At 69.1% G+C, this 21,462-nt stretch carries 19 protein-coding genes; 8 read left to right on the forward strand and 11 right to left on the reverse strand.

Translation table 11 applies throughout. The features are described from left to right. Positions 1-73: 73 nt before the first annotated feature. From V7053_RS01510 to dinB, 5 genes are all read right to left on the reverse strand, one after another. Positions 74-721 carry a hypothetical protein gene (locus V7053_RS01510; protein ID WP_334170492.1) on the reverse strand — a complete coding sequence of 216 codons (648 nt, stop codon included), beginning with the start codon at positions 719-721 and terminating at the stop codon, positions 74-76. Then, entirely contained in the window at positions 718-1,716 is a 999-nt protein-coding gene (gene rsmH, locus V7053_RS01515) for a 16S rRNA (cytosine(1402)-N(4))-methyltransferase RsmH (RefSeq protein WP_334170493.1), read from the reverse strand. The genes V7053_RS01510 and rsmH overlap by 4 nt, the downstream gene beginning before the upstream one ends. Positions 1,717-1,857: 141 nt before the next feature. Further along, positions 1,858-2,289, reverse strand: coding sequence for a division/cell wall cluster transcriptional repressor MraZ (gene mraZ, locus V7053_RS01520; RefSeq protein ID WP_334170513.1), 432 nt, complete (start codon positions 2,287-2,289; stop codon positions 1,858-1,860). Positions 2,290-2,631: 342 nt separating this feature from the next. Beyond that, positions 2,632-2,991: a DUF3040 domain-containing protein gene (locus V7053_RS01525; RefSeq protein ID WP_334170494.1), complete on the reverse strand. Its 360-nt coding sequence runs from the start codon at positions 2,989-2,991 to the stop codon at positions 2,632-2,634. 226 nt (positions 2,992-3,217) lie between these two features. Continuing rightward, positions 3,218-4,468 carry a DNA polymerase IV gene (gene dinB, locus V7053_RS01530; protein ID WP_334170495.1) on the reverse strand — a complete coding sequence of 417 codons (1,251 nt, stop codon included), beginning with the start codon at positions 4,466-4,468 and terminating at the stop codon, positions 3,218-3,220. Positions 4,469-4,647: 179 nt separating this feature from the next. Between dinB and V7053_RS01535 the strand changes: the two genes are divergently transcribed. Together V7053_RS01535 and V7053_RS01540 are read left to right on the forward strand one after the other, a co-directional pair. Next, positions 4,648-5,190 (forward strand): hypothetical protein, encoded by a 543-nt coding sequence (locus tag V7053_RS01535; RefSeq protein ID WP_334170496.1) that lies wholly within the window; start codon positions 4,648-4,650, stop codon positions 5,188-5,190. A 2-nt stretch (positions 5,191-5,192) separates the two neighbouring features. Beyond that, the gene (locus tag V7053_RS01540; protein WP_334170497.1) at positions 5,193-6,296 is read left to right on the forward strand and encodes a polyprenyl synthetase family protein; all 1,104 of its coding nucleotides are present in this window, start codon (positions 5,193-5,195) and stop codon (positions 6,294-6,296) included. A 50-nt stretch (positions 6,297-6,346) separates the two neighbouring features. On the opposite strand, the gene V7053_RS01545 is transcribed toward V7053_RS01540, so the two are convergent. Further along, positions 6,347-6,679 carry an Rv2175c family DNA-binding protein gene (locus V7053_RS01545; protein WP_443022482.1) on the reverse strand — a complete coding sequence of 111 codons (333 nt, stop codon included), beginning with the start codon at positions 6,677-6,679 and terminating at the stop codon, positions 6,347-6,349. Positions 6,680-6,896: 217 nt separating this feature from the next. On the opposite strand from V7053_RS01545, the gene V7053_RS01550 reads away from it, so the two are divergent. After that, on the forward strand, positions 6,897-8,051 hold the full coding sequence (locus V7053_RS01550; RefSeq protein WP_334170499.1) for a lytic transglycosylase: 1,155 nt from the start codon (positions 6,897-6,899) through the stop codon (positions 8,049-8,051). A 90-nt stretch (positions 8,052-8,141) separates the two neighbouring features. Beyond that, positions 8,142-10,160 (forward strand): Stk1 family PASTA domain-containing Ser/Thr kinase, encoded by a 2,019-nt coding sequence (pknB, locus tag V7053_RS01555; protein WP_334170500.1) that lies wholly within the window; start codon positions 8,142-8,144, stop codon positions 10,158-10,160. A 7-nt stretch (positions 10,161-10,167) separates the two neighbouring features. Here the strand turns inward: pknB and V7053_RS01560 are convergent, their stop codons facing one another. Then, positions 10,168-11,559, reverse strand: coding sequence for a class II 3-deoxy-7-phosphoheptulonate synthase (locus V7053_RS01560; RefSeq protein WP_334170501.1), 1,392 nt, complete (start codon positions 11,557-11,559; stop codon positions 10,168-10,170). A 53-nt stretch (positions 11,560-11,612) separates the two neighbouring features. Continuing rightward, complete coding sequence (locus tag V7053_RS01565) at positions 11,613-12,353, reverse strand: lysophospholipid acyltransferase family protein (RefSeq protein WP_334170502.1); 741 nt, start codon at positions 12,351-12,353, stop codon at positions 11,613-11,615. A 67-nt stretch (positions 12,354-12,420) separates the two neighbouring features. On the opposite strand from V7053_RS01565, the gene V7053_RS01570 reads away from it, so the two are divergent. Genes V7053_RS01570 through V7053_RS01580 form a run of 3 tightly spaced genes read left to right on the forward strand, consistent with a single transcriptional unit; the run spans position 12,421 to position 14,475 of the window. Then, a complete protein-coding gene (locus tag V7053_RS01570; protein WP_334170503.1) occupies positions 12,421-13,194 on the forward strand; it encodes an alpha/beta hydrolase in 774 nt (257 codons plus the stop codon). A gap of 1 nt (position 13,195) precedes the next feature. Continuing rightward, positions 13,196-13,948 carry an alpha/beta hydrolase gene (locus tag V7053_RS01575; RefSeq protein WP_334170504.1) on the forward strand — a complete coding sequence of 251 codons (753 nt, stop codon included), beginning with the start codon at positions 13,196-13,198 and terminating at the stop codon, positions 13,946-13,948. Continuing rightward, complete coding sequence (locus V7053_RS01580; RefSeq protein ID WP_334170505.1) at positions 13,945-14,475, forward strand: hypothetical protein; 531 nt, start codon at positions 13,945-13,947, stop codon at positions 14,473-14,475. The genes V7053_RS01575 and V7053_RS01580 overlap by 4 nt, the downstream gene beginning before the upstream one ends. 3 nt (positions 14,476-14,478) lie before the next feature. On the opposite strand, the gene V7053_RS01585 is transcribed toward V7053_RS01580, so the two are convergent. Continuing rightward, positions 14,479-15,510, reverse strand: a complete 1,032-nt coding sequence (locus V7053_RS01585) for an ROK family glucokinase (protein WP_334170506.1) — start codon at positions 15,508-15,510, stop codon at positions 14,479-14,481. 169 nt (positions 15,511-15,679) lie between these two features. Between V7053_RS01585 and V7053_RS01590 the strand changes: the two genes are divergently transcribed. Next, on the forward strand, positions 15,680-17,494 hold the full coding sequence (locus tag V7053_RS01590; protein WP_334170507.1) for an AMP-dependent synthetase/ligase: 1,815 nt from the start codon (positions 15,680-15,682) through the stop codon (positions 17,492-17,494). 57 nt (positions 17,495-17,551) lie between these two features. Here the strand turns inward: V7053_RS01590 and V7053_RS01595 are convergent, their stop codons facing one another. Continuing rightward, the gene (locus V7053_RS01595; RefSeq protein ID WP_334170508.1) at positions 17,552-18,796 is read right to left on the reverse strand and encodes a MinD/ParA family ATP-binding protein; all 1,245 of its coding nucleotides are present in this window, start codon (positions 18,794-18,796) and stop codon (positions 17,552-17,554) included. A gap of 129 nt (positions 18,797-18,925) precedes the next feature. Beyond that, positions 18,926-21,462 (reverse strand): pyruvate carboxylase (locus V7053_RS01600; RefSeq protein WP_334170509.1); only part of this gene is annotated, 2,537 nt, incomplete at its 5' end.

Below are 21,462 nucleotides of genomic sequence, written 5' to 3' on the forward strand. Positions count from 1 at the left end.
CGCCGTGCTCTTGCTCGCTTTGGCCACGCTTACGTCCCTTGCTCGTTCCATCTGCCCGGGCCGGGCCGGCAGGCTACTGGCCGGGCGTCTTCTGCTTCGGCGCGGGAACCGTCCCGCCGTTCAGCACCACCGGCGGGGCCGGGGCGGCCGCCGCCGCTGCCTTCGGCGCCGGGGTCGCGGCCGACGTTGCCTTGGCCGCCGCGTTGGTCTGCTTCAGCGCGTCCGAGGCGGGGGCCGAGGGAGCGGGATTCGCGCTGTAGCCGGCGACTTCCGGTGCCGCGATGACCGCGCCCTGCGGCGTGCCCTTCTCGGCAGGCTTCGGCTGGCCGGTGACCATGAGCGTCTTCAGATCGATCTGTCCCTTCGACGTCGCCGCCACCATTCCCAATTGTGCCGCCCGAGCGGCCAGATTCTGGGGAGCCTCGTAGTTTTGGACACGCTGCTGCAGGTCCTGGTTCTGCTGCTCGAGCCCGAGCTGCTCGTTCCGGAGTTGGACGAGCTGGTACTGGCCGGTGGTGACGGAGATGTTCAGGACGAGCACCGTGATGAGCGCAGCTGCGAGAACCCCGAGGCAGAAGATGGCGAAAGGGGCACGCCGGCGAACAGGGAGGGTGCGGACGAGCGAAAGGGGTGCGCGTTGTGGCGCACTCGCCGGTGCGGGGCGTCCCGCGACGGCTGACGTGCCCGACGTCATGGCCTTCGTCTGGGCTGCTGCGCTCATCGTGTGCTCCTGATCTTGATGCGTTCGGCGGCTCGCAATCGGGCCGAAGCGGCCCGAGGGTTTTCTTCGATCTCTTCGGCCGTGGGAACCTCGGTGCCCCGCGTCACGAGCTTCAGCTCCGGCCGGTGCTCCTCGAGCTCCACGGGGAATCCAGGCGGCGCGGTGGAACGCGCCCGCGACTGGAGTGCGTTCTTGACGATCCTGTCTTCGAGCGAGTGATAGGACATGACCACGATCCGTCCGCCGAGCCGAAGCGCGTCGACCGCGGCTGGCACGGCTCGTTCGAGCACATCGAGTTCCTCGTTGACCTCGATCCGCAGAGCTTGGAACGTCCGCTTCGCAGGATGCCCGCCCGTACGCGCCGCGCTCGCCGGCACCACCGCGCGGATCGCGTCCACGAGCTCGCCCGTGGACCCGAACGGCCGGCTCGCCCGCTCCTCGACGATGCGCCGCGCGATCCGGCCGGCGAACTTCTCTTCGCCCCAGGCCCGGATGATGCGGGTGAGGTCCTCCAATGAGTACGTGTTGACCACGTCCGCCGCGGTATGCCCTCGGCTCGTGTCCATGCGCATATCGAGAGGAGCGTCGTACGAGTACGCGAAACCCCGCTCGCGCTCGTCGAGCTGAAGCGAGGAGACTCCGAGGTCCATCAGGACACCGTCGGTGCCGTCCAGGCCGAGGTCCTCGAGAACGTCGGGGATCTCGTCATAGACCGCGTGGACGAGCCGTGCCCTCTGGCCGAAGGGTTCAAGGCGTGCTCCTGCGAGGCGGATCGCCTGCTCGTCGCGGTCGATGCCGACGAGCGTCACGTCGGGGAAGCGCTCGAGGATTGCCTCGCTGTGGCCGCCCATCCCCAGAGTCGCATCGACGACGACGGGGGCGCGCCCGGCCTTCCGCGCGGCGTCGACGCCGGGCGTCAGGAGGGCCACGCAGCGTTCCTTCAGCACGGGAACGTGCCGCTCGGATGTCGGCCGGTTGTCGTCCTGCTGCGGCATTTCCCCTCCTTCGCTGCCGAATGCCTGTACAGCGCCGGGCCGGGATCCCCCTCCGCACCGTGGGTCCCTCCCTGGCTCCGGGGAAGGTGAGCCAGGACGGGGCCGCGGGCGGCTGGAGATCTCGGTCCGCCGACCGTTGCCTCAGAGGAGCCCGGGCAGGGCATCCTCGTCGGTGTCCGAGAAGGAGGCTTCCTTCTCGGTGAGATAGTCCTCCCAGGCCTGGGCGTCCCAGATCTCAGCCCGGGTCCCCACGCCGATCACGGCTAGGTCCCGGTCCAGGCCTGCGTACTTCCGCAGGTTCTGGGGGATCGTGACGCGCCCCTGCTTGTCGGGCACCTCGTCAGAGGCTCCAGACAGGAAGACCCGGAGGTAGTCACGCGACTGACGCGAGGAGATAGGGGCTTCTCGCATCTGCTCGTGAATCCGTTCGAACTCTTTCTGGCTGAAGACGTAGAGGCAGCGCTCCTGGCCCCGTGTCAGAACCAGCCCGTCGGCCAGCTCGTCGCGGTATTTCGCCGGGAGGATGAGCCGCCCCTTCTCGTCCAGGCGTGGCGAATGCGTACCGAGCAACATCGGCACCACCACCCGTCTGGTCCGAGGAGCTGAACGTCCCTATTCCGCCCACTTCCCTCTTACAACCACCACTTTACTCCACTCTTCCCCACCGTCAACGCGACACGGGCTCATTCTTCTGACAATGCACATGTAAAAACCCCGGAATCTCGCGAGAGACCCGGGGTGGGGGAAAGTGGGGCGCCAGTGGAGTTCCGGGGAGGGGCGCAGGGGGCGGCCGAAGCGCCCCACCCCCCAAGCACGCCTTAAAAGCCGTGGGACCCGCACGAGGCGGGTCCCTGCGGAGCTACGTGGCGCGCGCCGGACGCGAAGCGGGGAGGAAAGTGGAGGCCTCTGAGGGCCTCAGCCCTGCTCCCGCCGGCGCTCATCCCAGCGCGCCTCGAGGCGGGACAGGAATCCGCTCTTTCCCCGCCCTGCGCGGGCAGCGCGCATACGGCCTGGGCGCCTCAGCGTCCCGTAGTAGACACTCGCGCCCATGATGAGAAATCCGACGACGCCGACGAACACGTTCGAGAATTGGACCCCGCCCAAGAGCAGGACCAAGAGCCCCACGATGCCCCCGAGCACTCCGAGGACGACGTGGCGCGTCGAGAATCGACGTAGCGCGTCGGCCCCCATGGAGTCTGCGAATTTGGGATCTTCCTCGTGCAGCTGCTTCTCAAGCTGCTCGAGCATCTTCTGTTCGTGCTCGGAGAGAGGCATCGCGACTCCTTCATGCTTACTGCGACGGACACAGGACCGCCATCAGCACAACGCATCGGACCGACGTCCAGTTCCGCGAGCATCAGTTGGGGCTCAACGAGCTGCCCCGCCCGTCCGTGATAGTTCTCCGGCTGCCCGCCGATTCGATGCTTCACCGATATTCAAGGTCTTTTAAGGATATGCTTTCGGGTTCTCATCCAAAAGAGGCGGCGGGACCATCGGGCCCTCAGGAGGTGCCCGGAAGAGAGGGCGGACGACGCCGATCGTCGCCGTCGTCCAGGAGGCTCGCCGGGCGCAGAGAGGCGTGTCCGAAGCGCGCGGTGACGGCGTCGAGCGCTTGTTCTGCCGTGCGCCAATTGTCGTCGCGCCGTTCGAGGCTCAGCTGGACCGCACCCCCACCGCGCGCGAGCCGCTCACCGCGGAGTCCGATCAGCCGAACGCTCTGGGGCCTCGGACCGAGCCCGGCCAGAAGGCGCGCGCCCTCCTCGAACAGCACCTGCGCCGAGTCGGTGGGGACCGTGAGCGCCCGCGACCTCGAGAGCGTCGAAAAATCGGCATAGCGAAGCTTGAGCGCTATGGTTCCCGCCTCGAGTCCGGCCGAGCGGAGCCGGCCTGCAACCCGGTGGGCCAACCTCAGGAGCTCCCGGCGCAGCACCGCGTCCTCGGTCACATCCACGCCGAAGGTCTCCTCGGCGCCGATGCTCTTCTCATCGCGCTCGGGTGTAACCCGCCGGTCGTCGAGCCCCCAGCTGAGGGCCTTGGCGTGCAGGCCCGAGGCGCCGAGGATCCGTTGGAGCGTCGAGTCAGGCGTGTGAGCGAGGTCGGCAACGGTATGGATGCCGAGCCGCGCCAGAACCTCTGCCGTCTTGCCTCCGATGCCCCAGAGTGCGTTGACCGGAAGGGAGTGGAGATACGGGACCGTCTCCTCCGGACGGATGACGAGGAGGCCGTCGGGCTTGCAGCGGGCCGACGCGATCTTGGCCACGAACTTGGTGGACGCGACGCCTACCGAGGCCGTGAGGCCCAAACGATCCCGTACCGCGGACTTGATTGAGGCGGCGATCCGCTCGGGCGCCCCGAGCCTGCGGACCGCCCCAGAGACGTCGAGGAACGCTTCGTCGACGCTGAGGGGCTCGACCAGGTCGGTGAATTCGCCGAGGAGCTTCATGAGCTCACGCGAGACCTCGTAGTACAGCGTGTGCCTCGGCTCCACCACGATCGCGCGCGGGCACAGGCGCAAGGCGTTCGCCATCGGCATGGCGCTCCGCACGCCGTAGGCACGGGCCTCATAGCTTGCAGACAGCACAACTGACCGCTCCGAGGGGAAGCCGACGATGACCATCTTGCCACGCAGCTCGGGGCGCTCCCGCTGCTCCACGCCCACGAAGAACGCATCCATGTCAACGTGCAGGATCCCGCGACGACGCAGGGCTTCGAGCGGTTCGCCCGCGGATCCCCCGTCGTCTCGCATCTCCATTCCTCCATGCTAGGCCGGGCGTTCGACCATGCTAGGCCGGGCGTTGGACCCCCTGCCCTTTAGACTTGACCGGGTACTCGGCCCGGGCCGCCTCGGCCGAGAGCACCGATACGACTCGAAGAACCAGACCGATGAGAAGCGTCAGACACGTGCGGAGGATGCGAGTGACAGTGCCGAGAATGACAGCGCAGTTGAGGAATCGTCGTGGAGCGCTCGTCCCCGTTGTCGCCATCGCGGCCGTGCTCCTCGCGGGCTGTTCGGACGGAGGGTCGACGAGCGCGCAGTCCACGTCTTCCCCCACCACGACGTCCTCCGCCTCGCCGACCGACACCGCGTCGCCGACGGTCAGCGCGAGCGACACCCCGTCGTCGTCCGCCTCGTCGACCGTCAACGCTCTGGTTCCCGGCTTCCCGACCAAGGTGATTCCCATCATGCCGGGCTCGACTCCCCTCTCGACGAGCTACGACGCGACGACCAACCCCGCGAAGGCCTCGCTCGTCGCCTCGACCACCTCGGCCTCGGCGCAGATCCTCTCGTACTATTCGGGCCAATTCACGAGCCAGGGCTTCACGGCCGTCGCCCCGACAAGAGTCGGCACCACGGACAGCCAGGACTTCGTGCGGTCCAACGGCAAGGAGACGGTGAACGTCGCCGTCGTCGTCGTCGACGGGCGCACGACCTACACCGTCGGCGCCACCGTCAACCCCTCGGCCCTCAAGTAGCCATGCACGTCCAAGCAGCCACACCGGCCCAGCACGATGAGCAGGCCCGCTATCGCGAGCACCTCGCGCGCGAGCTCAGCCAGTTCATCGAGGGACGAGCCGCGGAGATGGCTTCCGTCTCCGAAGACGTCGCACCGCTCATGGACGCGATCTCGGGACTCGTGACCGGCGGGAAGCGGCTGCGGGCGCTGTTCTGCTATTGGGGCTGGCGCGGAGCTGGCGGCGACATCCTCGGTCCAGAAGCCGTGCAGGCCGGGGTAGCGCTCGAGCTGTTCCAGGGCGCGGCGCTCATCCATGACGACATCATCGACCGCTCCGATATCCGAAGGGGCGGCCCCAGCGTCCACCGGCGCTTCGGGCAGCTCCACCGGGACCGGGGCTGGGCCCTCGACGAGGAGCGGTTCGGGCAGGCAGCCGCGATCCTCACGGGCGACCTGTGCCTCTCCTTCTGCGAGGAGGCATTCACCGCAATCGGACCGGCCGCCGGGTCGACGACGTCCGCGCGCCGCATCTTCAATACGATGCGCGCCGAGGTCATGGCCGGCCAGTACCTCGACATCCTCGAGGAGGTCGCCGGGCCGCTCCGTCCCCGAGGTGAGGCCGTCGCGGCCGCGGCGAACGTGATCCGCTACAAGTCTGCAAAGTATTCGACCGAGCATCCGCTCGCGATCGGCGGGGCACTCGCTGGCGCCGACGAGGTACTTCTCGCCGCATACTCGCGCTTCTCGCTCCCGCTGGGCGAGGCCTTTCAGCTTCGCGACGACGTCCTCGGAGTCTTCGGAGACCCAGGGACGACGGGTAAGCCCGCCGGCGACGACCTCCGCGAAGGAAAGCGCACAGTCCTCGTGGCCTACGCACTCGAGCGGTCGACGGCGGAGGGAGCCGCGCTCCTCGAGGCGAGCCTGGGGAGGCAGGACCTGACGGACGACGACGTCGAGCGCCTGCGGGCGGTCATCGCCACGAGCGGCGCGCTCGACGCCACCGAGGCCCTCATCGACAACCTCTCGACACGGGCCTTCGACGCGCTCGGCGAGTTACCCGTGCCCGAGGACGTCCGGGCTGCGCTCCAAAGCCTCGGCCTCGCCGCCGTCCAGCGAGCCGCCTGAGCCCCCGCGCGGCCAGAAGAGACCGCCGACCCGCGGACCGCCGAGGGCGCCTACCAGGCGAGGATCTGCGCCCGCCGACGGATCTCTGTCTTCCGGCCCTCCCGGAGGGCGTCGATCGGACGACCTCGCAGCGATTCGTCGGGTGTGAAGAGCCAGGTGATGAGCTCTTCATCCGAGAACCCAGCGTCGGCGAGCACTGCGATCGTGCCCTTCAGGCTGTCCACGACGTGGTCGCCGTCAAGGAAGAGCGCAGGAACCGAGCGGATGCCCCGTTCGCCGATCCGCAGGGCGACGAGCGCCCGCTCATCCAAAAGCCCGTGGACCTTGGTGATCTTGCAGCCCAGCCTTTCGGCAACTTCGGGCAGCGGAAGCCACTCTGACACCAGGTCATCAATCTCACTCACGGCATAAGCGTGCCACGGAGCAGGCCGCCACTCCTAGTCCGGCTCCTGTGCGGCCTCCCTCCCGCAGGGCCGGGCTCCCCCGCGCCTTGTACTTACTGGGGATCCGTGAGAGATTCACCTGAGTCACAGGTGTATCGGAAGTTGTCAAAAAACACTTTTGTCACAAGAGAAACATCAGTCACAGGGAGGACTCTTCATGTCGGCCACACGCCAGGCTCTGCCCGGGCACAGGTCCAAGCTGCCCGCGGTCGCCGTCACTACGGCCACGCTCCCTGCCGTGGTCCTCTCGTCGCTTGCCCTCGCCGAACCGGCCTCAGCGGCGACCGCGCCCGCCCAGCTTCAAGGCGCGCAGGCCAACGTGGACGCAACGGCCCCTCAGGCCGACGTCGTTCCCGCCTCGCAGATTGCTGCCCTCGTCCCGAGCCGCCTTGCCCCTTCAATCGTGCCCGCGGCTCCCTCCGCACCCGCCCAGTACACGGTCCTCGAGGGCGACACGGTGATCGGCATCGCGACGCGCTTCGGACTCGATTGGCATCGGGTCCTCGAGCTCAACGGGCTCGATGAGAACTCGTTGATCTTCCCCGGCCAGACGCTCGCGCTTGCGGGCGACCCCGCCTCCGATCCGGCCATTGCCCCTGCCGCCACGTCCGCGTCACCGGCTTCGACCGTCCCGCAGTCCGGCGCGAGCTACACGATCCGGCCGGGTGACACGCTCTACGGCATCTCTGCGAGGCTGAAGGTCGCTCTGGGAGACCTGCTCGCCGCCAACGGCCTCAGCCTCTCCTCGGTCATCTATGCCGGGCACTCGCTCAAGCTCCCGGCCGCACCTGCTGTCGCGGCTGCCTCCGCCGCCCCAGCGAAGCCGCTCGTCGGCAACAGCTTCCTCGGCTTCACCTACCCAGACGCCGTGGTCACCTCGGCGAACGAGAACAAGCGGATCCTCAACGCGTCGCCGGTGCCGACGCGCGAACAGATGAAGCAGATCGTGGCCGACACGGCCAGCGCGATGGGCGTCGACCCTGTCCTCGCCCTATCCCTCGCGTACCAGGAGTCCGGCTTCAACCAGCGGGCCGTCTCCCCGGCCAACGCGATCGGCGTCATGCAGCTCGTGCCGTCCTCGGCAGATTGGGCGTCGGGCCTGGTGGGCCGAAAGCTCAACCCGCTCGACCCGCGGGACAACGCGACGGCGGGCATCGCGATCCTGCGCGCGCTCCTCGACGCGGGACCGTCCCAGGACATCGCGATCGCGGGCTATTACCAAGGCCAGACGTCCGTCGCGAAGCGCGGAATGTTCGATGACACCAAGGCCTACGTCCAGGCCGTCACGGCGAACATGGCGCTCTTCCGCTAGCGGCGAGGAGCGGGCCTTCGATCCAGCGGGTGAGGTCGGTGGTCAGCGCGTTCGAGCCCCACGTCCCCACGTTCGGCATAGGATCGTAGGGTGAACGGACAGCACACGGAGGGCCTCGTGGGCGGCCTCGTCGGCGGCCGCTACGAGGTCGAGTCGCTGCTCGGTACCGGCGGAATGGCGACGGTCTATCTCGCCGTCGACACGACGCTCCAGCGGCGGGTCGCCCTCAAGGTCCTCCATCCGCATCTGAGCCGGGACCGGAACTTCGCCGAGCGCTTCGAGCGCGAGGCCATCGCCGCCGCACAGCTGTCGCATCCGCACGTCGTCTCCATGCTGGACCGCGGTCAAGACGGCGGTGTGCTGTACCTCGTCATGGAGTACGTTGCCGGACGCACGCTGCGAGATCTGCTCGACGAGAGCGGGGCCCTCGCGCCGAAGCAGGCCCTCGCGCTCATCGACGCGGTGGTGGAGGGGCTCGCCGCCGCCCGCCCGGCCGGGATCATCCACCGGGACGTCAAGCCGGCGAACGTGCTCCTGGCCGACGACGGCCGCGTGAAGGTCGGGGACTTCGGACTCGCCCGCAGCCTCGCCGCCACGAACGTCACCGACACCCTTTTCGGCACCGCGGAGTACATCGCGCCAGAGATGCTGACGGGGCGGCCCGTCGATGCGCGCACTGACCTCTACGCGACCGGCGTGATGCTGTTCGAGATGTTCACCGGGCGGCCACCGTTCACGGGGGGCGAACGGAGCTATGTGGCATACCGCCACGTGAACGAGGACGTGCCTGCTCCGTCGACCCTCGCGCCGGGACTTGCCCCCGAGCTCGACGAACTCGTTGGCTGGATGACCCGGCGCGACCCCGATGGCCGACCACCGAGCGCCCTCGCGCTCCTCGGCGAGATCCGCGACATTCGACGCTCACTCACGGACCAGCAGCTCGACTACCGGGCGCCGGGCGCGAGGTCGCGCGCTGCAGAGCCCGCCACGGACCTTATCGGGCCGCACGAATCCCTGACCGAGAGGATGTCGGACAGCCGGACGCAGGCGCTCTCGCAGGGTACCGAAATCCTCGCCGGCACGGGATCCGGGCACACGAGCCTCATGCCGCGGCCCGCGCCGCTCAGCCCGCGCGAGCAGCGTCGGCAGCTGAAGCAAGCGGACCGGGCGGCACGCGCTGCGGCGGTGCGACCCACCCATCAGCTTGGCAGGGGAAATCCACGCCGACGCGCGGCGATCTGGCTCGCCGTCGTCGTCGTCCTCGCGCTCCTGGCCGCCGCACTCGGCTGGTTCTTCGGCTTCGGGCCCGGCGCCCTCGCGACCGTGCCGCCGGTCAAGAACCTCACGGTCGCGCAAGCCCAGTCGCTCCTCCAGGACGCGGGGCTCCCCTTCACGACGCACGACGTCTACGACGACACGGTCTCCGCAGGCCTGGTCGTCGCAAGCGATCCGGGTGCCGGGAGCCAGGTGCGCAAGTTCGAGGGCGTCCAGGTCATGGTGTCGAAGGGCCCAGAGCTCTTTCCTCTCGCGGACCTGACCAACTCCTCGCTCGACGCGGCCAAGACCAAGCTTTCCGACGCGAAGATGGCGCTGGGCACTGTGAGCGAGGCGTACAGCGACAATGCGGCGCCCGGGACGGTGATGTCGCAGAATCCGCCCGCTGGGACACCCGTCAAGCACGGCACCGCGGTCTCGCTCACGGTTTCGAAGGGGCCTCAGCCGGTTGCCGTGCCACGCGTCGTGGGGCTCGGCCAGGACAACGCCGTCGCCGCGCTCCAGGCTGCGGGCCTGCAGCCCGCGATCGCTGATGCGCCGGTGTTCGACCGCAACGTCCCTGCGGGCTCCGTCGCCGCCCAGACGCCGGCCGCAGGCCAGAACGCACCGAAGGGCTCGACCGTGACCCTCACCCTCTCCAAGGGACCACGGATGGTGCACGTCCCGAACTTCGTGGGCCAGCAGGTGAGCGTCGCCCAGGCGGCCCTGCAGAAGCTGGGCTTCGCGGTCAACGTCCAGGACATCCTGGGCGGCTTCTTCGGGACGGTCCGGGCTCAAGACCCCGTGGACCGCGACGTTCCCGAGGGGTCGACGATCACGCTCACGGTGGTCTGAGGCCAGTTCAACCGTGCGTCAGGGCCTCGGAGACGAGGAACGCCATCTCGAGGGACTGCATGTGGTTGAGCCGGGGATCGCACACCGACTCGTAGCGGTCCTCGAACGCCGCCTCGTCGATCGGGTCCGAGCCGCCGAGGCACTCGGCGACGTCGTCGCCCGTCATCTCCATGTGCAGCCCGCCGGGAACCGTGCCGAGGGCGTGGTGGACCTCGAAGAAGCCGCGCACCTCGTCCACGACATCGTCGAAGCGGCGGGTCTTGTACCCGTTCCGTGACGTCACGGTGTTGCCGTGCATGGGGTCCGTGACCCACAGGACCTGCGCGCCGGAGGCGGTCACCTTCTCGACGACGGCCGGGAGCTTCTCCCGGATGTTCTTCGCGCCCATCCGAGTGATGAACGTGAGCCGTCCCGGCTCGCGCTCGGGATCCAGCCTGTCGATGAGCCGCAGCGCGTCGTCGCCCGTGACGTTCGGGCCGAGCTTGACGCCGATGGGGTTGCGGACGCGCGAGAGGAAGTCGACATGGGCGTGATCGAGCTCGCGCGTGCGCTCCCCGATCCAGAGGAAGTGCGCCGAGGTGTCGTACGGGAGGCCGGTGCGGGAGTCGATCCGGGTCAACGCACGCTCGTAGTCCAGCAGGAGAGCTTCGTGGCTCGCGAAGAACTCGACCCGCTTGAGCGCCTCGAAATCGGCCCCGCACGAGTCCATGAACTTGACCGCCCGGTCGATCTCCCGGGCGAGCGACTCGTAGCGTGCGTGGGCCGGATTCTTGGTGAAGCCCTGGTTCCACGCGTGGACCAGGCGGAGATCGGCGAAGCCACCCTGGGTGAACGCCCGGATGAGGTTCAGGGTCGCGGCCGAGGTGTGGTAGGCCTGCAGCATCCGCCGCGGGTCGTGAGCCCGGGATTCCGGCGTGAAGTCGTAGCCGTTGACGATGTCGCCCCGGTACGCGGGCAGCGTCACACCCTCGCGGGTCTCGGTGTCCGAGGAGCGCGGCTTGGCGAACTGGCCCGCCATGCGCCCCATCTTGATGACCGGCATCGCCGCACCGTACGTGAGGACGACGGCCATCTGGAGGATCGTGCGGATCCGTCCGCTGATGCGGTCCGCCGTCGCAGCCTCGAACGTCTCCGCGCAGTCGCCGCCCTGGAGCAGGAAGGCTCGGCCCTGGGGCGCATCCGCGAGCCGGTGGCTCAGGAGGTCTACTTCGCCCGCGAAGACGAGCGGCGGAAGAATCGACAGCTCGGCTACCGAGCGCTCGAACGCGGCGCTGTCAGACCACGAGGGCTGTTGCGACACGGGGAGCGACCGCCATTCGTCGAGACCCGGATAGTCCGCGGCGCCGCTCTGCGAGGTGCTCGTGAACGGGGCCGGCGGGGGCGTGGAGAGTTGAGTCACGAGACAAGGCTAGCTCAGCGGCGGCAAGCCCAGAGCCGCATGACGACGGCCCCTCACATACCCTCCGCCGTCTCCTCCCCGCGGTCCTTGAGGTCGGCGCCGTGGGCGGCCTGCTCGGCCGCGAGCTGCGCCTTGACGGTGGCTGCATAGACGTCGACGTACTCCTGCGCCGAGAGTCGTTGGAGCTCCTGCATGATGCGGTCGGTGACCGTCCGCTGGACCGTCCTGTCGTCGGCGTTCCCATAGAACTCCGAGAAGTCGAGGGGCTGGCCGAAGATGACCCCGACGCGTCGGATGCTCGGAAACCGCTGACCGATGGGCTGGACCTTCTCAGTGCCGATCATGGCAACTGGGACGACCGGAACGCGGGCCTCGAGCGCGAGCCGGGCGACCCCCACTTTTCCCCGGTACAGCCGACCGTCGGGCGAGCGCGTGCCCTCGGGATAGATCCCCAGCAGGCCTCCGTCCCTCAGCACCTGGGCGCCGGCACCGAGGGACGCGGTCGACGCCGAGCCGCCTGAGCGGTCCATGGGGAGCTGATTGGTGAGCCTGAAGAAGGCCGCGGTCAGGCGCCCCTTGAGGCCCGCGCCCGTGAAGTACTCCTGCTTGGCGAGGAACACGACCGGCCGGCGGACCATGAGCGGCATGAAGATCGAGTCCGAGAACGAAAGATGGTTCGACGCGAGAATGGCTGGCCCCGCATCCGGGACATTTGCGCGCCCCTTGACCCATGGCCGGAACAGCACTCTGACGATTGGCCCGATGAAGATCCGTTTCAGAATCCAGTAGATCAACGCTTGCCTTCCGTCGACAGCGCGAGCGTGCTTCCTGAGTTCACTCTAGCGATGCAACGATGAGTCCATGAGTTCGCGCGCCGACGATTCCGAGCCCCGCTGCGGCGTGGCGATCTGTCACGGGTTCTCCGGCGCGCCGTCGTCCGTGCTGCCCTGGGCGCAGGGACTCGCTGCCCACGGCTTCGACGTCGAGGTACCGCTCCTCCCGGGCCACGGCACCACGTGGCGCGACCTCGAGAGCCGGCGCTGGCGCGAGTGGGCGGAATGCTTCGAGGAAGCGTGCGCCCGCGTCGCGGCGCGGAACGACCTGCTGTTCGTCGCGGGGCTCTCGATGGGCGGTGCGCTGGCCCTGAGGACCGCCACAAGGCTCGATGTCGCAGGCATCGCGGTCGTCAATCCGGGGCTGGGCTTCTACGACTGGCGCGTCCGCTATCTCGGAGCGATCCGGCTCGTCCGCCGCACGACCGCGCCCATCGACGAGCCGGCGGCCCCAGACCCCGTAGGCGACGAAGGGGACTACTCGGTGACGCCCCTCGCGGCCGTCCACGAACTCCGCCTCCTCTTTCGGGAGGTCGAACGTTCGCTGCGCCGCGTCACGGCGCCGCTCATCGCTTTCAAGTCCGACGTCGATCCGGTCGTCCCGCCGTCCTCGATACGTCACATCCTGCGGAAGGTCGCGAGCCGTGAGCTGGACTTCGTGCCGCTGCACGCGAGTCCGCACGTGGCGACTCGCGACGTCGAGGCCCCACTCATCGTGGCGCGCACCGCCGAATTCTTCGCCCGGTGCGCGTCGGGTCCTGAGACTCGTACGGCGGGAACGCGATCGGGGCATAATGCTTGACATGAACAGCGTCTCGGCGACGGTGGGTGTCGTCCTGAGCCATGGCTTCACGGGCAGCCTCGCGGCCGTCACCCCGTGGGCCGAAGCCCTCCGTGCCGAGGGCTTCCGGGTCGTGACGCCGTTGCTCCCCGGACACGGCACGACGTGGGGTGACCTGGCCAAGCGCACGTGGCACGAGTGGTACGACGCCTACGAGTCGGCGTATCTCGAGCTTGCCGAGGAGTGCTCCGTGGTCGCCGCCGCGGGCCTCTCGATGGGCGGAGCCCTCGCGTTGCGCCTCGCCGCGCTGCACCCCGTTGCCGCCGTCACCGTGGTGAACCCGGCGCTTGTCGTCGACGACCCGCGCTCGCACGTCTCCGGCGTCATGCGCTACGCACTGCGGTCCGTGCCGGCCATCGGCAACGACATCAAGCGGCCCGGTCAAGACGAACAGGCCTACGATCGCACTCCGGTCGCAGCCGCGCACCAGCTCAAGCTCCTGTTCCGCGACACCGTCGCGCTGCTCCCCCGCGTGACCGCTCCGCTCCAGGTCTTCCGCTCCGCCGTCGACCACGTCGTGACGAGCGAGCGCAGCGTGGGTGCCATCACCCGTCGCTACGGCGGCTCCGATCTTCGCTTCGTACGGCTGCCGGACAGCTACCACGTCGCCACCCTCGACAACGACGCCGAGTCGATCTTCACCCGGTCCGCGGCGTTCATCCGCGAAGTCACCTCCCCCGCCGCCAAGCCCGAACACACCGAGGAGCACGCATGAACGGGCGTCCCGATCCGGACCGAGCGAACCACGCGGCCGACGACGACATCTGGCGCGACCTCGTCGCGCGGCTGCGGGCCGACGATCCGCGCCTCGGTCCGGGTTTCGCAGACGAGGAGTTCGGCCCCGCCCCAGCGGAACCATCGGCCGCCGAGCGTGCCGCGGCGGTCCGCGCGCTCGAGCCGGCCGACGACGACGCGCAGACGCCCGACTTCGAGGAATTCGATCCCTTCGGCCTGACGCGCCCCCGCGGCAAGCCGTTCCATGATGATGAGCCGGAGGGCGACGGAGAGTTCGTCCCCGAGGAGCCCGAGCCCATCCTGGCGGGCGCCGACCCGGCGATCGTCCTCGCATGGCTCGGCGCTCTCGGGGCGCCGGTGGGCCTCCTGCTCTCGGCGCTCTTCTGGAGGGGGATCCCCGCGTGGGCGATCGCCGTCATCGTCGCTGCGTTCATCGGCTCCGTGGGCTACCTCATCATGCGCTTGCCGCGGGAGAAGGACGAGGACGACAACGGCGCTCGCCTCTGAGCGCTAGCGTCCTGCGGCCCATCCTGCCCTCGGGCTCACTCGGGAGAGGTCGGCCGCGCCGATGAGCCCCGCCTGAGGCCCGAGTTCAGCGCGCTCGATGCGGGCTGCGGGACGGAAGCCCCGCCCGGTGAGGTTGCGTGCGAACGCTCGCCGCGCGGGCTCGAGCAAGAGGTCGCCGGCGTCGCACAGGCCGCCGCCCACCACGAACGTGCCCGGATCGAGGGCCGCCGCGAGGTTGGCGAGGCCGAGGCCGAGCCATTCGCCGACGTCCTCAAGGAGATCCCGTGAGGCCCTGTCCCCCTTTCGGGCGAGCTCGGTGACGACAGCCCCCGTGATGGCGTCGACGTCTCCGCCGACGGACTTGAGGAGCTCCTGCGCGACGGGCGAATTGGCCCGCGCCAGCTCCCGGGCCTCCCTGCCAAGCGCATTCCCGGAGGCATACTGCTCCCAGCAGCCGCGGTTCCCGCACTCGCACCGGTGGCCACCCGGCATGATGACCTGGTGTCCGAACTCCCCCGCGACGCCATAGCGTCCGCGCTCGAGCCGCCCGCCGATGACCATGGCACCGCCGATCCCCGTACCGAGGGTGATGCAGACGAGTCGCTGCTCGCCCCGCCCCGCGCCGAACCGCCACTCGGCCCACGCCGCAGCATCGGCGTCGTTCGTCAGGAGCACCCGGCGCCGGAGGAGCCGCTCCAGATTGTCGCGCAGCGGTTCGTTGCGCCACGCGAGGTGGGGACTGAACAGGACGGTCCCCCCGTCGAGGTCCATCCAGCCGGCCGCACCGATGCCGACCGAAGCGATGCGATGGTCGACGCTCAGCTCCTGGACCAGTTCGACGATGACACGCTCCACCTCCCGCGGCTGCGAGCCTGGCGTTGTCCGACGGGCCTCCCGGATGATCTGGCCTTCGGCGTCGACGACCCCCGCCGCGACCTTCGTCCCGCCGATGTCGATCCCGATCGCGAGCCCGCGGCGGCGGAGGCGGGGGCCGGCTGGCCGACGGGGCGGGAACGGGCGTCGCGGAGTGGGCACCGGGCCAGTCTAGTGGGGGCAGCTGGGGCCCCCGGCAGTGGCGGACTCTGGGGGCACCCAGTAATGTTACTCGCCAGTAGCATTCGGAAACGTGGCACGAACCACACGAGCAGGGGCCTTGGCTATGGTTGAGGTACGCACCTCTCGAGGGCAAAACAAAGGAGTCAACGTGCGCGAGAAGATCGTCCCGCCCCTTGTCCCCCACGCGGTTGCACGGAACATCACCGACTTCCTCATCGAGCAGGCGGAGAAGCCTGCGGATCCACCCCTCTTCGCGCGTCGCGATTCCACGGGCGCGTGGAAGGACGTCCGGGCGACCGAGTTCCGCGCGGACGTGGAGCGCCTCGCGAAGGGCCTCATCGCGAGCGGGGTCGGGCAGGGGGCCCGCGTAGGCATCATGGCGCGCACGTGTTACGAGTGGGTCCTCGTCGACTTCGCCATCTGGTTCGCCGGCGCAGTCTCTGTGCCGATCTACGAGACGTCCTCCCCCTCTCAGGTCGCCTGGAACCTCGGCAACTCGGAGGCCGTCGCCGCGTTCGGCGAGACCGCCCACCATGAGGACATGATCCACGTCGCGATCGAGTCCGAGGGGCTCCCGGTGGCCAACGTCTGGCAGATGACGCCTGCAGGCCTGGACCAGCTCCGGGCCGCCGGGGAACGCGTGAGCGATGAGCAGCTCGAGGCACGCCGGACGGCCGCGACCCTCGACTCCCTCGCGACGATCATCTACACCTCGGGGACGCTCGGGCGCCCCAAGGGCTGCGAGCTGACCCACGGCAACTTCGTCGGACTCTCCGAGAACGCGATCGCGGCCGTCCCCGAGGTCTTCGCGCACGGGGCGAAGACCATCATGTTCCTGCCCCTCGCGCACGTCTTCGCGCGGTTCATCTCGGTGCTCTGCGTCGCCGGCGGCATCCGGGTGGGCCACACACCTGACATCAAGAACCTGCTCCCGGACCTCCAGAGCTTCCAGCCGACCTTCATCCTGGCCGTCCCTCGCGTCTTCGAGAAGGTCTACAACTCCGCGATCACGAAGGCGGAGAACGAGGGCAGGGGCCGCATCTTCGCGCTCGCCGCGGAGACGGCCATTGCGTGGTCGGCGGCGCACGACGACGGCGGCAGCCCGAGCATGACCCTGCGGCTCCGGCATCGGCTCTTCGACGCGCTCGTCTATCGGAAGCTGCGCGCCGCAATGGGAGGCCACATCCGATACGCCGTCTCCGGCGGCGGACCCCTCGGGAAGCGGCTCGGGCACTTCTTCCACGGAATCGGCCTGCTCGTCCTCGAGGGCTACGGCCTCACGGAGACCACGGCGCCCATCGGCGTCAACACCCCATCGCTCATCAAGATCGGGACCGTCGGTGCCCCGCTCCCCGGCAACGGCGTGCGCATCGCCGACGACGGCGAGATCCTCGCCAAGGGCGTGTGCGTCATGCGCGGGTACTACAAGCTGCCGGAGCTGCAGGCCGAGACGTTCACCGACGGCTGGTTCCACACGGGCGACATCGGCGAACTCGACGTCGACGGGTTCCTGACGATTACGGGCCGCAAGAAGGATCTCATCGTCACGGCGGGCGGGAAGAACGTCGCCCCGGCCCCGCTCGAAGACCAGATCCGCGCCGACGCGCTCGTCTCGCAGGTCGTCGTCGTGGGCGAGGGGCGGCCCTTCATCGCCGCCCTCGTGACCCTCGACGAGGAGGCCCTGCCTGGATGGCTCGAACGGCACGAACTGCAGCCCATGGGCCTCGCCGCCGCGGCGGAGAACGAGACGGTGCGGAACCACGTTCAGACCGTCATCGATCGGGCGAACGACTCGGTGTCGAAGGCCGAAGCGATCAAGGCCTTCCGAATCATCCCGGCGGACTTCACCGAGGAGTCAGGCCACCTCACCCCATCGCTCAAGGTCAAGCGCGCCCAGATCATGGCCGATTTCGGACCCGTCGTGGAGGAGATCTACGCCGCGCCCAAGGCGGCGTCCGTGTGACGGCGTCCCACATCAACGCTCCCGCTGAGGACGAAGCCCCTCCGAGAGGGTTCAGCCTCAGCCGATGAGCTGGTCCACTACGAGGGCGGCGAGCTCGGTCGCGGCGGCGCGGGTCGCCGGGCGGAGCTTGCCGAACTCGATCTGCGACCCCTCCGCGAGGTGGCGGTCATGCGGGATCCGGAGCACGTGAGCAACGCGCGTGCGGAAATGCTCCTCGATCTCGTCGATGTCGACGCGGGTGCCCTCGCCTGCGCCGATGTTGATGACGACGATCGCCTTCTTGACGAGGTCATCGCGCCCGTGGGCCTCGAGCCACGTGAGGGTCTCCGAGGCGAGGCGGGCCTCATCGACGCTTCCGCCGGAGACCAGCACGACCGCATCAGCCTTCTCCAGAGTGCCCTTCATGACCGAGTGGACCATCCCCGTTCCGGAGTCCGTGAGGACGATCGAGTAGTACCGTCCGAGGACGTCGGTCACGGCGCGGTAGTCCCCGTCGTCGAACGCGTGCGCGACCATCGGGTCCGGATCGGAGGCGAGCACGTCGAGCCGCGATCCCTCGCGGGCCGTGTACTCGGAGAGCTGTGCGAACGAGTCGACGGAGAAACGGTCCTTGACCAGATGGCGGGCCGTGTAGGTCGCGCGCCCCGGGTTGCGGTCGGAGAGCGTTCCCCGGTCCGGATTGGCGTCCAAGGCGATGACACGATCCTCGCGGAGGTCTGCCAGAGCCATGCCGAGGAGCGTCGTCACGGTCGTCTTGCCCACTCCGCCCTTGCGCGAGAGCACCGGCACAAAGCGGGTCCGCTCCCCCAGGCGCGTTGCGATGCGGTGCTCAAGGGCGCGTCGGAGCCGCACGTGATCCGGGTCGCCGAGGTTGACGTAGCCCAACGTCGCCCGGTAGAGCCAGAGGCGCCAGCCGCCCACGGGCGGCGTTGCGGCCTTTTCGATGAGTCGGTCTGACGTGAGCGACGACGCCGGCTCGGGCCCTTCGGGACGCGTCCGGCGCTCGCTTGCCTGCTCGGGATCCGCTGGGGGTTCCGCTACGGTGTCCGCCCCAGTGTCCGATTCCGGATCCGCTTCCTCGCGCTCGGGGACGCGCGACGAGACCGGGAGGTACCCGGCAGGAGGCTTCCCCGGAGCTGGGGGGACCGAGGCGCCGGCGATCGGTTGGGGAAGCGTGAGCCCCGCGAGAGAACCAGCAGACACGCGGTCCCGAGCGTCGGGTACCGCCACCACCTCGAAGGGCGTGCCGTCCGGCTCGGGCGCGCTGTCGGCGTCGTTCTCGTGCTTCTTCTCGTCGGTCATGGCTCCCGCTCAGGCTCGGCTGCTCACGCTCGGTAAAGGTCTCGCGAAGAGCCGGGTCAGGCAACGCCGTGGCGCCGCCTGACCCGGCTCTTCGACCGCAGCCAGTGTAGCGGGTGGCCCCGCGCAGGTTCAGGAGTTCTTGACCACCAACAGGAGGTCTCCACCCTGGACCTGCTGCACCCCGTGCATGACGACGCGCGAGACCGTGCCTGCCGTCGGCGTCGTGATCGAGGCCTCCATCTTCATCGCCTCGATCGTCGCCACGGTGTCGCCGGCCTTGACCGTGTCCCCCTCCTTCGCGGTGACCGTCACGGCACCGGCGAACGGGGCGGCGACGTGGTTCGGGTTCGCCGGATCGGCCTTCTCCGCCTGGGCGACATTGCTCTCGACCGACCGGTCGCGCACTGCCACGGGCCGGGACTGACCGTTGAGGAGGGCGAGAACAGTCCGCATGCCCTTCTCGTCGGGCTCGGAGACAGCCTCAAGCTGCGCGATGAGCCGGACGCCCCGCTCCAGCTCGATCACGTGCTCTTTGCCGCGCTGGAGCCCATACAGGTAGTCACGGGTGTCGAGCACGGACAGGTTGCCGTAGGTCTCGCGGTTCGCGAGGTACTCCTTGGTCGGGCCGGGAAAGAGGAGCCGGTTGAGAGTGGCACGGCGCGTCGCGGAGTCTCCGCGAAGCGCCTCCGAGTCCTCGGGGCTCAGGGTCGCCTCGCGGACCTTCACGGTGCGCCCCTGCAGAGCCTTGGTGCGGAACGGCTCGGGCCAGCCTCCGGGCGGGTCGCCGAGCTCGCCGCCGAGGAACCCGATGACCGAGTCCGGGATGTCGTACTTCTGCGGGTTCTCCTGGAACTCCGCCGGGTCCGCGTTGAGGCCCACGAGGTGCAGCGCCAGGTCTCCCACGACCTTCGACGAGGGTGTCACCTTCACGAGGTGGCCGAGAATCCGGTCCGCCGCCGTGTACATGTCCTCGATCGCCTCGAAACGCTCCCCGAGGCCCAGCGCTATGGCCTGCTGGCGCAGGTTCGAGAGCTGGCCGCCCGGGATCTCGTGTCGGTACACGCGCCCGGTCGGGCCCGGGAGGCCGGACTCGAATGGCGCATAGACCCGGCGCACAGCCTCCCAGTAGGGCTCGAGGGCGCTCACGGCCTCGAGCGAGATGCCCGTATCCCGCGGCGTATGCGCGAGCGCGGCGACGAGGGCCGACGCGGGCGGCTGGCTCGTCGTGCCCGCGAGCGAGGCCGAGGCGACGTCGACGGCGTCGACGCCCGCGTCCACGGCGGCAAGGAGCGTCGCGAGCTGGCCGCCCGCCGTATCGTGCGTGTGCAGGTGGACCGGGAGGTCGAACCGTTCGCGGAGCGCTGCCACGAGCTTGGCCGCCGCGGCCGGGCGCAGGAGCCCGGCCATGTCCTTGATCGCGAGGATGTGGGCGCCGGCGTCGACGATCTTCTGGGCGAGATCGAGGTAGTACTCGAGTGTGTAGAGCTTCTCGTTCGGGTCGAGAAGGTCGCCCGTGTAGCAGAGGGCCACCTCCGCCACGGCCGTGCCCGTCTCGCGGACTGCCCGGATAGCCGGTGCCATCTGGCTGACGTCGTTGAGGGCGTCGAAGATGCGGAAGATGTCGATCCCGGTCTCTGCGGCCTCCTTGACGAACGCGTCGGTGACCTCTTCCGGATACGGGGTGTAACCCACCGTGTTGCGACCGCGCAGGAGCATCTGGATGCAGATGTTGGGGATCGCGGCACGGAGGGCCGCGAGACGCTGCCACGGATCCTCGCCGAGGAAGCGGAGTGCGACGTCGTAGGTCGCACCGCCCCACGCCTCCACCGAGAGCAGCTGCGGCGTGAGGGTCGAGACCGCGGGGCCGGCGGCCACGAGGTCCCGGGTCCTGACGCGTGTCGCGAGGAGCGACTGGTGCGCGTCCCGGAATGTCGTGTCGGTCACAGCGACCGGCGTCTGCTCGCGGAGGGCCTTGGCGAAGCCCTCGGGACCGAGTTCAAGAAGGCGCTGCCGGGAGCCGGCCGGCGCGCTCGAGACGTCGACGGCTGGAAGCTTCTCGAGCGGATCGGCATGCACTGTGAGCTCGCCGTTCGGCTTGTTGACGGTGACGTCGGCAAGCCAGGTGAGCAGCTTGGTTCCGCGGTCGGCCGAGCTGCGGGCATGGAGCAGTTCGGGGCGCTCGTCGATGAACGAGGTCGCGACATTTCCCGCGACAAAGTCCTTGTCGTCGAGCACGGCCTGGAGGAACGGGATGTTCGTGGATACCCCGCGGATACGGAACTCCGCGAGGGCCCGACGAGCGCGCTTGACCGCGGTCGCGTAGTCGCGCCCGCGGCACGTGAGCTTGACGAGCATCGAGTCGAAGTGGGGGCTGATCTCGGCCCCCTGGTACACCGTCCCTCCGTCGAGCCGCACGCCAGCGCCGCCCGCGGAACGGTAGCCCGTGATCTTCCCGACGTCGGGACGGAAACCGTTGGCCGGGTCCTCGGTCGTGATGCGGCACTGGAGTGCCGCGCCCTTGAGCTGGATCGACTCCTGCGAGAGTCCGAGATCAGCAAGCGTCTCGCCAGAGGCGATGCGGAGCTGCGCCTGGACGAGGTCGACGTCGGTCACCTCCTCGGTGACCGTGTGCTCGACCTGGATGCGCGGGTTCATCTCGATGAAGA

This window comes from Sinomonas sp. (genome assembly GCF_036848755.1).
Taxonomy (GTDB): domain Bacteria; phylum Actinomycetota; class Actinomycetes; order Actinomycetales; family Micrococcaceae; genus Sinomonas.

Excerpts from the sequence above, each read along its gene's own strand:
- V7053_RS01510 (WP_334170492.1), bottom strand. The coding sequence starts at position 721 with ATGAGCGCAGCAGCCCAGACGAAGGCCATGACGTCGGGCACGTCAGCC.
- rsmH (WP_334170493.1), bottom strand. The coding sequence starts at position 1,716 with ATGCCGCAGCAGGACGACAACCGGCCGACATCCGAGCGGCACGTTCCC.
- mraZ (WP_334170513.1), bottom strand. The coding sequence starts at position 2,289 with ATGTTGCTCGGTACGCATTCGCCACGCCTGGACGAGAAGGGGCGGCTC.
- V7053_RS01525 (WP_334170494.1), bottom strand. The coding sequence starts at position 2,991 with ATGCCTCTCTCCGAGCACGAACAGAAGATGCTCGAGCAGCTTGAGAAG.
- dinB (WP_334170495.1), bottom strand. The coding sequence starts at position 4,468 with ATGGAGATGCGAGACGACGGGGGATCCGCGGGCGAACCGCTCGAAGCC.
- V7053_RS01535 (WP_334170496.1), top strand. The coding sequence starts at position 4,648 with ATGACAGCGCAGTTGAGGAATCGTCGTGGAGCGCTCGTCCCCGTTGTC.
- V7053_RS01540 (WP_334170497.1), top strand. The coding sequence starts at position 5,193 with ATGCACGTCCAAGCAGCCACACCGGCCCAGCACGATGAGCAGGCCCGC.
- V7053_RS01550 (WP_334170499.1), top strand. The coding sequence starts at position 6,897 with ATGTCGGCCACACGCCAGGCTCTGCCCGGGCACAGGTCCAAGCTGCCC.
- V7053_RS01570 (WP_334170503.1), top strand. The coding sequence starts at position 12,421 with ATGAGTTCGCGCGCCGACGATTCCGAGCCCCGCTGCGGCGTGGCGATC.
- V7053_RS01575 (WP_334170504.1), top strand. The coding sequence starts at position 13,196 with ATGAACAGCGTCTCGGCGACGGTGGGTGTCGTCCTGAGCCATGGCTTC.
- V7053_RS01580 (WP_334170505.1), top strand. The coding sequence starts at position 13,945 with ATGAACGGGCGTCCCGATCCGGACCGAGCGAACCACGCGGCCGACGAC.
- V7053_RS01595 (WP_334170508.1), bottom strand. The coding sequence starts at position 18,796 with ATGACCGACGAGAAGAAGCACGAGAACGACGCCGACAGCGCGCCCGAG.